The organism is Streptomyces sp. NPDC085927, from assembly GCF_044540975.1.
GTDB lineage: Bacteria > Actinomycetota > Actinomycetes > Streptomycetales > Streptomycetaceae > Streptomyces > Streptomyces hirsutus.
The window spans coordinates 1-12197 of record NZ_JBITSN010000034.1 but is presented as its reverse complement, the minus strand read 5'-3'; the positions used below and the strand labels follow the sequence as shown (position 1 = coordinate 12197).

The following is a 12197-nucleotide window of genomic DNA, read 5'->3' as shown; positions in this document are numbered from 1 at the left end:
CCAAGCAGCAGAGTGCCGAGCAGCAGGTCTCACCGCATCAACAACTGTCCCTTTTCATCCGTACGTGGGTGGGGACGTTCATGTGTACGCCGACAATTGGTGCCCAGGTACGGGACCAGTGCTGTCAGGCCACGCTGCAGCATGATGCTGCGGGCCTCCGTCTCGGTCTTCTTCTGCAAGCCGCTGCACGGTCGGCACGGCCCCTGGGCTGAGCTCGGGGAGCAGAAGCTGCCATATTTCGGTGCGCCGGCTGACCCGCACTTTGCGCAGTGGCCGGGTCAGGGTGCTTCCGCACCTGGGTAGGGCACGGCCGGTATCCATCCTCTGGCTCGGGCCCGCTGTTCAGCCGCCTCGGGGGTCAGCCTGGAGGGCATGGCGGTGCCTCCTTGGCGGTTGGCCGGCTGCGGCCGGAGGGCGCACATTTGGCACCCGAGTCCCTGCCTGACGTAGGACAGGCGGAATCGGCCGACGAGGCCGCAGGTCCTGCACCGGGCGGTGGCCAGCGACATCAGCCCTCCTCTGCTCCAAGGCGACTGTCTGACCCACCGTCCGCGCAGGTGACTCGAGGACCACGCGTGGAGCACCAGGGCGGGGCTCGATACGAAGAGCACGGCGCTGTCACGTTGTTGGGTGTGTGAGTGCCTGACGGCGCGTCGGGGCGTGGCAGGGGTCGGGTTTCGGGCCGGTGCTCAGGCTGCGGCGGGCTGGCCGGCGGCGTCGGTGATCTGATCCCAGATGGCGAAGCGGACGGTCATCTCGGTGCGGTAGCCGGGGGCGGTCATCAGGTGGCGGCGGGGCCGGAAATGGGGTGAGATGCCGCTGAACGCGGCCAGGAACCGCTGCGCCCCGCCGGTACTGCGGAAGCCCTTCATCGCGCGTTCGCGCTGCCGGGTGGGCTGGTGGGAGTTCTCGGCCCGGTTGTTCAGGCCCTTGCGGGAACGGTGCTCGACCGAGGGCATCGCCTCGCGGTGGGCCGCGCCGTAGGAGCACAGCTTGTCGGTGACGATCACCCGCGGCACCGACCGGGTCTTCTTCATCAGCTTCCGGAAGAAATGCCTGGCCGTGGCCTCGTCCCGCCGGTTCCGCAGCAGGATGTCGAGCACGTTCCCCTGCTGGTCCACGGCCCGCCACAGGTACCGCTGCACGTCGTTGATCTTGACGAATACCTCGTCCAGGTGCCACTTGTCACCAGGCCCCGGACGGCGCCGACGTAGAGCAGCGGCATAAGAAGTCATCTCATTTGGTGAGTCTGCGGTAGCAGATCAGGGTGCAGGCGATGCTGGTGAAGGCCAGGAAGTGGTCGGCCTTGCGCTCGTAGCGGCGGTGCAGACGGCGGCAGCCGGCGAGCCAGGCCATGGTGCGTTCGATGGTCCACCGGTGTCGGCCGAGCCGCTGCGAGGTCTCGACGCCCTTGCGGGCGATGCGGTGCCGGATGCCCCGGCGGGAGAGCCATTGCCGCAGGTGGCGGTAGTCGTAGCCCTTGTCGGCGTGGAGCTTGCCGGGCCTGCGGCGGCGTCGGCCGCGGCGGGAGCGGATCGGGGGTATGCCCTTCACCAGCGGGATCAAGGCCTGGCTGTCGTGGAGGTTGGCGCCGGAGATTCCGACGGAGATGGGCAGACCGGTCCGCTCGGTGATCAGATGGATCTTCGACCCGTACTTGCCCCGGTCGACAGGATTCGGACCCGTCAGATCCCCCCTTTCAGGGCCCGCATGTTCACCGAGTCGATCGCACAACGGGACCAGTCCAGCTCGCCCCGGGAGCCGAGCTCGTCGAGGACCAGGCGGTGCAGCTTGGCCCACACCCGGGCCTTGGTCCACTCGGCAAACCGGCGGTGGGCCGTGGCCCCGGAGGGCCCGAACGACGCGGCAGGCAGCTGCTGCCACGTGCACCCGGAGGTCGTCACGAACACGATCGCGGCCAGCACCTCACGGTCGCCGTGCCGGCGCCGGCCGCCGCCCTGGGGCCGCGAAGGCGCCTCCGGCACCACGCGCTGGAACAGTTCCCACAACTCATCCGGCACCAGCCGCTCAACGATCCCTGCCACGGCCGACAGCCTACCGAGCCAAATGAGATGCCCTCTAAGGCGCAGCAGGCGTTCCAGCGAGGCCTGGCATTCCTCACGCAGTGGGTGGAACGGGAAGGCCCGCGGCCGATACCACGCGGACACAGCGAACAACTCACGGTCGACGACGAGGCAGAGCCGGCGATCGTGAAACTGGGCGTATGAATCTCCACCACCAAGAGCCGCCGCGGCAAACTCACCCAGGGCCAACTGGACGCGCTACGGGAAATCGGGGCGGAGTGGGCGTGACGCCGTCATCGTCCGGCTGCCCTCGCGCCACGACCACTGCCCATACAGTTCTCCGGGCGATACCGGCTCGCCCACGGTCCGCCCACCGACCCTCAACCGGCCACGCTCCGGGGAGATTCAGCTCCGCCAACGGGAGGGGCCGGGTACTCAGGCGCAGGACCAGGCCGACATCCCCTGGAGACGGGCCAGGCGTTCGGCCACGGCGATCTGTTCCTTGCGGGTGGCCAGGTCCGCGCGTGGGGCGTACTGAAGCCCGCCGGCCGCGGTCCAGCTCGACTGCGTGAACTGCAAACCGCCGTAATGGCCGTTTCCGGTGTTCGCCTGCCAGTTGCCGCTGGATTCGCATGCGGCGATGGCGTCCCAGTCTGGCCCCGAGGTGATCGACGGGGAGGCCACCGCTTGGGTGGGCGTGCCGAGGGCAGCCGCGGTGGCCAGGACCATCAGGACGGTGCGGATCCGGCTGTCGTGAGCCCTGCGCCCGCTGCCCGCATGAGCGTTTCGTCTGCTAGTCATAGGGAGACTGTTACTACACGCCACGGGGGAATGGCATGTCGACTGCCGTTTCCTTGAGCCGGACGGGCGATACTGCGCCCGTTCTGTTGCTCAGAGTGCATCCGACACATCCGCGCCGACTGGCTTCCGGCTTCAGCGGACGTCCGTGCCGTCATCACCAGCCAACGGCACGGAACAGTCGGCGTGGCGGCTTCGTGCATCTCAAGAAACAGCGATTGTCGACTGGTTCTGGAGTCAGTTGTCGATCAGTCAACTCGTGAATGTCGAAGAGGAATGGGTTCTGGCACAGATCTTGGGGAGCGATCACGGAGGGTCACCGTGGTGTTCGATTGCGAGGGTCGGGTTCGCGTGAGACCGCGCATGCCTTGCCGCATGAGGGGCGGGAGCGATGCTCCGTCAGGTCTGTGACGGTCTCCGCCGTCGTCCGCTGTGGCCGGTGACGGTATTGGTCATGCGGGCCGACTCATCATTCTGGGACTCTCTCGTGTTCGGCGGGATCGACGAGTTGGACGTCGAGGCGGTGACCGCCGCCTTCGGCACGGTCGACGTGACGGCGAGAGGCCGGGCGGCCGGCGCGGTATGTCCTGGCTGCGGCCTGTTCTCGGACCGGGTGCACGACTCCTACCAGCGCAGACTGAAGGATCTGCCGCTCGGTGGGAAGACCGTTCGGGCGCGTGATCTCGGGCTCCGGCTGGGGCGTCCGGGTGCGTGGGCGTCCTCTACGACCGCCGCCACGTGGGAGCGCCACGAGGTGCGCTGCCGTTATCTCGCTTCGGCGCATTCGTCGACGAAGGCGCAGAGCCGGCGAATCAGGCTCAGGTAGCCGGCGGGGTCCGCGGTGCGCTGCATGTGGGACGCATCCTGGAGCCATTGCTGCCACAATCCACCCGAGCCCAGGAAACGCGCGGCATGGTCGCCTCCGAGATTCAGATCGATGAACACGAGAGCACCCATGGCCATGGTCTGGTCATATGCGAGGTCGGGGCGGCGAAGATAGCGACCAAGGTAGGCGGCGAGCAGATCAGCGTCGCGCGGCGTGCCGAAACTGGCCAGGGTTACGCAATAGGCCAGCCCAGCACAGCAGACCTCGCTGGCCAGCAGGAGCTCCCCGAGGCGCTCACGGAACTCGGTCCGGCGGGAGACGGCCGTGAGCCACGCGGCAGTCCTCCGCTCCCGCCAACCGCCCTCAAGGAGGGTGGCGATCTCGTGCGCGGTGATGACTCCCGCGTCTTCGCCGAGATCTCGCACGAATCGGTCGTACTCAGGACTTCGCATGCGCAGCAAGCTGCCACTGAGCTTCAGATAGCGGCGCCCGGGCGTGACATAGCGGCGAACCAGGGCGAGCAGTTCGGCATCCTCGTTGGCATGGCGCATCACAGATCCGATCCTGGCTCGCTGGTACGCGACGCGGCCAGCCCTTTACGGTGCCCCGCTCGTGGTGGCTGTGTTCACGGAGTATGGGTTCTGGCACACATTATTCCGTGAGGGCGATCACCTGCGTTCTGCCACGGTGACGTGCGGTCATCTGGGACCGTGGTGCGGTGTGATGACCTCATAACGGTGCTGCTTCCGCACTTCAACGCGGTTCTGATGGAGCGGGTGTTCACGGAGTGCGGGGTGGTGCACATCGTGGCGAGAACCCTTGATGGCAATGTTTCATGCCCGGACTGTGCACTTCCGTCGGATCGTGTGCACAGTTGCTACGAGCGTCGGCTGGCCGATACTCCGGTCGGCGACCGGCCGGTTCTGATCGAGCTGACCGTGCGGCGGTTGTACTGCGATAACGCTCGGTGCGGGCGTCGTACGTTCGTCGAGCAGGTCGAAGGGCTGACGTTCCGCTACGGGAGACGGACGTCTGTTTCGCGTCGGCTCCTGGAGGCCGTGACCGTCGCGCTCGCCGGCAGGGCAGGAGCCCGGCCGGCCGTGATGCTGCACAGCACGGTCAGCCGGACGACGCTGCTGAGGCTGCTGATGGCGCTTCCTGACCCGTCCTGGGAGGTGCCCAAGGTGTTCGGAGTCGATGATTTCGCGACCCGCCGCGGGCAGCATTACGGGACCGTGCTCATCGACTGCGAGACCCTCAAGCCACTTGGCCTGCTGCCAGGACGGGACGCCGGAACCCTGGCCGCACGGCTGCGTGAGCATCCTGGAATCGAGGTGATCTGCCGAGATCGGGCGGGCTCCTACGCTGAAGGCGCCCGCATCGGGGCCCCGCAGGCCGTCCAGGTGGCTGACCGCTTTCACCTGTGGCAGAACCTCGGCACTGCGGTGGAACAATCCGTCCGCCAGTACAACGGATGCCTGCGGTCACCCAGCTCCGGTCCCGGTGACCTGCCGGACATTGAACCGCCGCCAGCAAAGGAGACGTCACCGGTCGAAGCCCGTATCCGTGCACGTCACGCCCTTGTCCATACCCTCCTCGACCAGGGCCACGGCATCCGGGAGATCGCCCGCGAGTTACACATGGGCGGAAACACGGTCCGGCGATGCGCCCGCGCGGCCACCCCAGAGGAGTTGCTCGGCGGCCGGCGGCAACCACGGCCCAGCCGGCTCGACCCCTACAAGTCCCACCTGGACAAACGCTGGGCGGAAGGATTCACCAACGCGATCCAGCTCCACTCCGAGCTCCAGGCCCTCGGTTACCGTGGCAGCTACCAGATCATCAGCGACTACCTGCGGCCACGACGCCGACGCCGCATCCGTGTCGTCGGGCCCTCGTCGCCAGGGGTCCGGCAAGTCACCGGGTGGATCATGCGCCACCCCGACCGGCTCTCGGAGGGCGAGGGCCGACAGCTGACCGAAGTCCTCACCCGCTGCCCGGAACTCGAGGCAGCCCACCGTCTCGTCCGCAGCTTCGCCGAGATCCTCTCCACCCGCACCGGACAGCATTCGAAGGACTGGGTCGTCAATGCGCGAGCCGAGGAGCTTCCCGTCCTCCACTCTTTCGCCACCGGCCTGGAGAAGGACTGGGGCGCTGTCGTCCAGGGCCTGACCAGCGAGTGGAGCTCCGGCCCTGTCGAGGGCCGGGTCAATCACATCAAGATGGTCAAACGCCAGATGTTCGGCCGTGCCAAACTCCCGCTCCTCCGCAGACGGGTACTTCTCACCGCCGCCCGATGATGACCCTGCTCAGGCAGGACGAAGCCGTCGGAGTACGTAATCCGACGGCCGACAGAGTGCTCGAACAGCCGCGTTGGTAACGACGAAGTACTCCGGGCTCACCCAGCCGTCCTCTTTACTGACGAGCCCCGGACCGTCCTCGCGGTAGTAGCGGCGCAACAGGCTGCGCCGTAACGGAGTCCCCGCGACCAACAGGACCGGAGCAACGATGACTGCACCGACCGTCACGGCGAGCCGGACTGCCTGGATCCTGACCACGCTCTCTATCCGCATCGCTCCAGTCTGCCGATCAGAGCAGACTCGTCCACGGCTCCCACGGAATGTGTGCCAGAACCCCATTCTCGTGAACGAAGCCACGCAGGATCAGCGGCGCGAGGTCGGCGGCGGTGCCCGCGTCCAGAGCCTCACGCAGCAGCTTCCGGCGCCCGCTACGACCTCGCCCCCCTAGCCGGATGCCTCAAGGAGATCGGCGAAGCCATCGCCACCGCGTACCGGTCGGCCAGCCGGGAAGCGCACCGAAACGGGACCACCGCACCCGACTGGAACACGGCCGCGCCCCTCATCAGCCACCAGCTCAGCCGCGCCCTTGCCGACGGCGCCTTCACCGTGGGCACCGGCGACAGGGGCGTCGACCTCATCACGCGCACCGGCGACGGCGGCACAGCCGTCTACCAGATCAAGAGCCACAGGAACCCGCCCGGTTCTCCCCCGGCGTTGCCCGCCCGGGCCTCCGCGCCGCCGCCACCTGCTCCGGCCGCCCGCGCTTCCTGACCACCGTCGAGGGCGGGCGGCAGCCGCGCGCGGGCGATGCCACGGATCCGCGGCCCTTCTGCCGGCCGGTACTGCCTGCACGGCGGGCGCGCGGGCCGGATGGGCGGCGGGTGACGGCGGCTGCCCGCCTCCCGCCGCCGGCCTGCGGTCTCCTGGGACAGACCGCGGGCCCCGCTTCAGGACAGCGGGTCCGCCAGCAGACAGTTCAGCACCCCGGCCCGGTACGACACCTGCGAGGTGAGGGGGCGCGCCAGGTGCCGCATCGACGCATCCGCTGGCCGCTGGATGCGTCCCATGGGCAGTTGCAGGACGAGCGGGGCACCGGGCGACAGGACATGGAAGCCGTCGGTGGTAGTCGGCGTGGGAATGACATGTCCCTTCGTCACTCATGCCGGCAACGAGTGAGCACCACCCGTCAGCATCAACGACCAGGTCACCGCATCTGCGCCACTGACCTCCAGACGACGACGTTCAACCGACACTCCCCCGTAGACCATCAGTGCGGCGAAGGCGTTCGCCGAGGACGTCGTCGGCGGAGCGTTCCCGCAGGAGGGGCACTCCGTCCACTGAGCCAGTGCGGTACGACGGACAGCCCTGCCGGTCTTCCCCCCGCCGGCGGGGCTGTCCCGTGCCACCGCCCGGTGCGGTGCGCCATTCGGGTGCATGTGCCGCTCGTTCGCGATGCGGCTCCGTCTCCGGTGTTACGTTCCTCGCCCGTGGGCTCAAGTGATTCTCACCCGTGGCCGTTCCGGGAACGGACGGCGGTGCCGGAACCGGCGTTCCGCCGCCGTCGGACACCGAGACCACCGCGACCCCCAGTCGGACACGAGGGTGGATCCCGTGCTCAAAGTCAGCGTCGTCGTCCCCGTCCACAACGCGGGCTCCTACATCGACAAGTGCGCGCAGAGCCTGCTCGGGCAGAGCATCGGCCGCGACGCCTACGAGGTCGTGTACGTCGACGACGGCTCGACCGACGACTCGGCCGAACGCCTGGACCGGCTCGCGGCCCTGCACCCCCACGTGCGGGTGCACCGCCAGGAGAACTCCGGCTGGCCGGGGAAGCCGAGGAACGTCGGGGTGCGGCTGAGCCGGGGCGAGTACGTCCAGTTCGTCGACCAGGACGACGAACTGGGCCACGAGGCGCTGGAGCGGCTCTACGACCTGGGCAGACGCAACGGATCGGACATCGTCCTCGGCAAGCCGGCGGGCACCATGGCACGGCCCAGCAATGTCTTCGCCCGCACGGTCGACCGCTGCACCGTGGGCGACCACCCGCTGTTCGAGAGCCTGACGCCCCACAAGATGTTCCGCCGCGCTTTCCTCCTGGACCACGGCGTCAGGTTCCCGGAGGGCCGGTGCCGGCTGGAGGACCAGGTGTTCATGGCGCACGCGTACGCGGTGGCGCGGTGCGTCTCGGTCCTGGGCGACTACCCCTGCTACTACTGGATGCGCCGGGAGGACGGCGGGAACACCAGCAGCAGGCAGCTCGTCGTCGACGAGTACTTCGGCTGGCTGCGCAAGGTCGTGCAGACCGTCAAGGTGCACACCCCGCCCGGTCCGGTGCAGGACGCGATGCTCCGCCGGACCTATCGGGTGGAGATCCTCCGCTACGTGAGCGAGCCCTACGTGCTGAGCGGCCACGGTCAGGTCCAGGAGCGGTTCGAGGCGGTACGGCGGCTGGTGCTCGAGGAGTTCCCGCCGTCCGTCCGGGAAGGGTTTCCGGCGGTGACGCGGCTGCGGGCCCGTCTGCTGGAGGAGGGCCGCCTCGACGCCCTGTCGCTGCTGGCCCGCCGCATCCGCCAGGTGAGGCCCCTCGCGGAACTCGGCCGGCCCCGCTGGCACGACGGCGCGCTCACCGCCCCGGTGCGGATGCACCTGGCCCACCAGGACGGCAGGGCGGTGACCCTCCTGGAGCGCGGGGGGCGCCTGGTGCTCGATCCGGCGCTGACCGAGGGGATCGCCGGAGCCGGGGAGTGGGCGGTCGGCGATCACCTGACCGCCGCCTACGGGGAGATCCGGCTCTCCCACCGCGGACAGCACGTCGGCTGGTTCCCCGCGTCGGATCTCACCGTGCGGCTCGAGAACGGCAGGGGCGGCCGGCGGCCCGTGGTGGCCGGGACGATGCGGATCGATCCGCTCACCGCGGCCGGCGGCGGTCCCCTGGACCGTGGCGTCCACGACGTGTCCGCGTACTTCCAGGTCCTCGGTGTCGGCCGTAGCGTCGCGCTGCGGGGGGACGTGAGGAGCCGGCCCCTGGGCGGGCAGGCCGTGCGGCTCGGGACGCCCTCGCGCGCGGTCATCCCGTACTGGACCGCCGGCCGCCAGCTGGCGCTCGACGTCGGTGAGTTCTACCACCGTCTGGACGCGGTTCCGCGGCGGGCGGGGCTGCGGGAGCTGATCCGCGTCCCGGCACACGTGCGGGGGCCGCTCGCGAAGGCCCTGCACCGGGTTCGCCGGTGAGGCACCGGAGGGGTGTCGGCGGACTGTCGGCGACGTTGTCACGTGACTGACCGGCCTGGGACGATCTTGGAGTTGATCGTGTTTGGGAGGTGTTCATTCGTGTCGTCCGCGTCGCGGGGGGGGCGGGGGGGCCCGGGGGGGGGGGCCCCCGCCCCCCCCCCCCCCCGCGTCCCCCCACGGACGACCCTTCCCAAGCTGATCAACCAGAAGATCATCCCCACCGGTCAGCCGATGTGGCAGCGCCGGTGGAGCAGCTCTCCACCATTGGCATGCGGTGGTCGTAGAACTTCTGCCAGAAGCCACCCGAGCAAACGGAAGCTCTCGCGCTCGCGGCAATGCCTGCTGGGCATCCTGCGCTGCCGTCACCGTCCGGTCGGTGGCACGTCGGCTTTGAGGGTCTTCATCGCGAAGCGGGACTGGAGCCTGGCGAGGCCGGCAGGGTGAACAGTCGCTGGGTCATGAACTGCTCGTAGTCGGGGGCCGGTCCCTTGGTAGCGCAAAGCGTCTTCAGCTCCGCCAGGGCCGCGGGGGGCGGCGGTGCCCGTACCACCGGAGACAGTTCCGCCAGCAGTTCAAGGAGCTGCCAGTAGGACTCTTCCGGCAAAGAGGACGCGTTCTCACCCCCCCCCATTGTCGTCCTCTTGACGATAACGAGGCTCCGCATTATCGTCGATGAGACGAGAAAGAAGGAGCTTCCATGGCCGACATCACCCGGCGCCTGGGCTGGCGCCACCTGCGCTCCACGCCCACGGCTCACATCCGTCACCACCGCGACGGCAAGCTGGTGCACGACGGGCCAGGACTCGGTTTCTGGTTCCGTCCGTTGACCGCCGCGCTCTCCGAGGTGCCGGTCGAGGACCGTGAGTTGGCCATGACCTTCCGCGCCCGCACGGCCGATTTCCAGGACGTGTCGGTGCAGGCGACCGTCACCTACCGGATCGGTGACCCGGCACTCGCCGCCGCCCGCCTGGACTTCTCCGTCGACCCCGACACCGGAGCCTGGCGCGGGGCTCCGCTGGAGCAATTGGGCACACTGCTCACCGAGACGGCCCAGCAGCACGCGCTGGACGTGCTGGCCCGCACCCCGCTGTCCGCGGCACTGGTCGACGGCGTAGCCGCGGTGCGCGACCGGATCGCGGCGGGCCTCGGCGCCGACCCGCGGCTGCCGGCCACCGGGATCGAGGTGGTGGCCGTACGAGTCATGGCGGTGCGTCCCGAGGCGGAGGTGGAGCGCGCGCTGCGTACGCCCGCCCGGGAGCGGATCCAGCAGGAGGCCGACCGGGCGACGTACGAACGGCGGGCCGTCGCCGTCGAGCGCGAGCGCGCCATCGCCGAGAATGAACTGGCCAGCCAGATCGAACTCGCCCGCCGCGAGGAACGGTTGGTGGAACAGCGCGGGGCGAACGCGCGCCGAGAGGCGGAGGAGGACGCGGCGGCGGACCAGGTGCGTGCGCAGGCCGAGGCGGCGCGCACGGTCAAGCTCGCCGAGGCCGAGGCCGCCCGTTCGGTGGCGCTCGCCCGCGCGGAGGCCCAGGCGGCGCGCGAGGTCGGCGAGGCCCGGGCCGAGGCCCAGGCGGCCTGGCTGCGCGTCCACGGCGATGTCGACGTGGCGACGCTGCACGCGCTCACCGGGACACAGCTGGCGGAGAACCTGCCGCGCATCGACAGCGTGACCGTCTCGCCGGACGTGCTGACCGGGTTGCTGGCCCGGCTCGGCGGCGGAGCCCGGGGATGAGTCTCGCCCCGCGGGCCGTCCTGGTCCACCGCACCACGGAGTACGAGGAACTGGTGGCCCGGCACGGCACCCACGGACAGGCCGCCTTCTTCCTCTCCTCCCGGGGCCGGGACCTCGGGGAAGTCGCCGAACGCCACCGCCGCGCGCACCGGGCGCTGGCCGAGGTGGCGGCCGCGGTTCCGCTGACCTGGAGGCAGGCCCGGGTGGAGCGGAGCGACCTGGACCGTTTCCTGTTCGCCCCGGAGGACATCGTGGTCGTGGTGGGACAGGACGGACTAGTGGCCAACGTGGCCAAGTACCTCGCCGGGCAGTCGGTGATCGGTGTCAATCCCGAGCCGGGGCGCAACCCCGGCGTACTGGTGCGGCACCAGGCGGCCGACGCGGCGGCGCTGCTGCGCGGCGCGTCCACGGCCCGGGCGGACGAACTCACCATGGTCGAGGCCGTCGCCGACGACACCCAGCGGCTGGTCGCGCTCAACGAGATCTACCTCGGCGCCGTCGGACACCAGACGGCCAGGTACCGCCTGAGCCTGGAGGGCGACGGGGGTGTCGTCGAGGCTCAGGCTTCCTCCGGAGTGCTGGTGGGCACGGGCACCGGCGCGACCGGCTGGCTCCGGTCGGCGTGGCAGGAGCGGGGCAGCGCCCTGCGCCTGCCACACCCCACGGAGGACCGCCTGCTCTGGTTCGTCCGCGAGGCCTGGCCGTCGCCGGCCACCGGGACGTCCCTGGTGGCCGGCGAACTCGCCGCCACCGGCCGGCTGCGCCTCACCGTCGAGTCCGAACGTCTCGTCGCCTTCGGGGACGGCGTGGAGGGCGATGCCCTGGAGCTGACGTGGGGACAGACGGTACGTGTGGGCAGGTGCGAGCAGCGGCTGCGGCTGGTGACACACGTTCCGGGGCAGCGGTGACTCAACGAGGCGGACGTCGAAGGTGCGGCCGCAGGGCGGCGGGATCAATGACTTCGCGATCTCCCACAGCCCGTCCGGAACAATCCAACTCCACACATCCCGCCCCACGATGATCCTAACGACCGACTCATCACATAGGACACGGTCTAGGCATTGTTTCTCGGATCTCCTGACCTGAGCGGGGTGTTGGGGGCACGCTGGCGTCATGGGACGTGGGGATTTGACGAATGCGGAGTGGGATCGGCTGGAGTCGTTCTTACCTCCCGGTGGTGCGCGTGGAGGCCGGTGGAGCGATCACCGTCGGGTGATCAACGGGGTCCTCTACCGGGTGCGGACCGGTGTGCAGTGGCGGGACCTGCCGGAGCGGTTCGGGCCGTG

10 protein-coding genes and 1 pseudogene are annotated in these 12197 nt (G+C 69.5%); 6 read left to right on the top strand and 5 right to left on the bottom strand.

Going from position 1 to position 12197, the window contains the following annotated elements:
• Positions 1 to 689: 689 nt before the first annotated feature.
• From ACIF80_RS37120 to ACIF80_RS37110, 3 genes and pseudogenes are all read right to left on the bottom strand, one after another.
• A pseudogene (locus tag ACIF80_RS37120) lies at positions 690 to 1229 on the bottom strand (IS6 family transposase); the annotation flags it as partial.
• A 7-nt stretch (positions 1230 to 1236) separates the two neighbouring features.
• Positions 1237 to 2036, bottom strand: a protein-coding gene (locus tag ACIF80_RS37115; RefSeq protein WP_399813373.1) for an IS5 family transposase whose coding sequence is annotated in 2 segments (ribosomal slippage) — positions 1237 to 1695 and positions 1698 to 2036 — 798 coding nt in all. Because the reading frame shifts where the segments join, the coding sequence is not laid out codon by codon here.
• 423 nt (positions 2037 to 2459) lie between these two features.
• Positions 2460 to 2825, bottom strand: a complete 366-nt coding sequence (locus tag ACIF80_RS37110; protein WP_399813365.1) for a transglycosylase family protein — start codon at positions 2823 to 2825, stop codon at positions 2460 to 2462.
• A 388-nt stretch (positions 2826 to 3213) separates the two neighbouring features.
• Here ACIF80_RS37110 and ACIF80_RS37105 point away from each other — a divergent pair, with 388 nt between their 5' ends.
• Complete coding sequence (locus tag ACIF80_RS37105; protein WP_399813363.1) at positions 3214 to 3648, top strand: transposase family protein; 435 nt, start codon at positions 3214 to 3216, stop codon at positions 3646 to 3648.
• Here ACIF80_RS37105 and ACIF80_RS37100 read toward each other — a convergent pair.
• On the bottom strand, positions 3588 to 4199 hold the full coding sequence (locus ACIF80_RS37100; protein ID WP_399813360.1) for a DUF6000 family protein: 612 nt from the start codon (positions 4197 to 4199) through the stop codon (positions 3588 to 3590). The genes ACIF80_RS37105 and ACIF80_RS37100 overlap by 61 nt on opposite strands.
• Before the next feature lie 216 nt (positions 4200 to 4415).
• Between ACIF80_RS37100 and ACIF80_RS37095 the strand changes: the two genes are divergently transcribed.
• Positions 4416 to 5945: an ISL3 family transposase gene (locus ACIF80_RS37095; protein WP_399813371.1), complete on the top strand. Its 1530-nt coding sequence runs from the start codon at positions 4416 to 4418 to the stop codon at positions 5943 to 5945.
• A gap of 947 nt (positions 5946 to 6892) precedes the next feature.
• On the opposite strand, the gene ACIF80_RS37090 is transcribed toward ACIF80_RS37095, so the two are convergent.
• Positions 6893 to 7102 carry a hypothetical protein gene (locus ACIF80_RS37090; protein ID WP_399813357.1) on the bottom strand — a complete coding sequence of 70 codons (210 nt, stop codon included), beginning with the start codon at positions 7100 to 7102 and terminating at the stop codon, positions 6893 to 6895.
• Positions 7103 to 7556: 454 nt separating this feature from the next.
• On the opposite strand from ACIF80_RS37090, the gene ACIF80_RS37085 reads away from it, so the two are divergent.
• The 4 genes from ACIF80_RS37085 to ACIF80_RS37070 all read left to right on the top strand — a co-directional run.
• On the top strand, positions 7557 to 9176 hold the full coding sequence (locus ACIF80_RS37085) for a glycosyltransferase (protein ID WP_399813354.1): 1620 nt from the start codon (positions 7557 to 7559) through the stop codon (positions 9174 to 9176).
• A 697-nt stretch (positions 9177 to 9873) separates the two neighbouring features.
• On the top strand, positions 9874 to 10911 hold the full coding sequence (locus ACIF80_RS37080; protein WP_399813351.1) for an SPFH domain-containing protein: 1038 nt from the start codon (positions 9874 to 9876) through the stop codon (positions 10909 to 10911).
• Positions 10908 to 11819 carry a hypothetical protein gene (locus ACIF80_RS37075; RefSeq protein WP_399813348.1) on the top strand — a complete coding sequence of 304 codons (912 nt, stop codon included), beginning with the start codon at positions 10908 to 10910 and terminating at the stop codon, positions 11817 to 11819. Before ACIF80_RS37080 ends, ACIF80_RS37075 begins: the two co-directional genes overlap by 4 nt.
• Before the next feature lie 205 nt (positions 11820 to 12024).
• Positions 12025 to 12197: transposase (locus ACIF80_RS37070; RefSeq protein WP_399813368.1), on the top strand; the 173-nt coding region annotated here is incomplete at its 3' end.

Coding starts and splice junctions, on each gene's coding strand:
- ACIF80_RS37075 (WP_399813348.1), top strand. CDS start 10,908: ATGAGTCTCGCCCCGCGGGCCGTCCTGGTCCACCGCACCACGGAGTAC.
- ACIF80_RS37095 (WP_399813371.1), top strand. CDS start 4,416: ATGGAGCGGGTGTTCACGGAGTGCGGGGTGGTGCACATCGTGGCGAGA.
- ACIF80_RS37100 (WP_399813360.1), bottom strand. CDS start 4,199: ATGCGCCATGCCAACGAGGATGCCGAACTGCTCGCCCTGGTTCGCCGC.
- ACIF80_RS37105 (WP_399813363.1), top strand. CDS start 3,214: ATGCTCCGTCAGGTCTGTGACGGTCTCCGCCGTCGTCCGCTGTGGCCG.
- ACIF80_RS37110 (WP_399813365.1), bottom strand. CDS start 2,825: ATGACTAGCAGACGAAACGCTCATGCGGGCAGCGGGCGCAGGGCTCAC.
- ACIF80_RS37080 (WP_399813351.1), top strand. CDS start 9,874: ATGGCCGACATCACCCGGCGCCTGGGCTGGCGCCACCTGCGCTCCACG.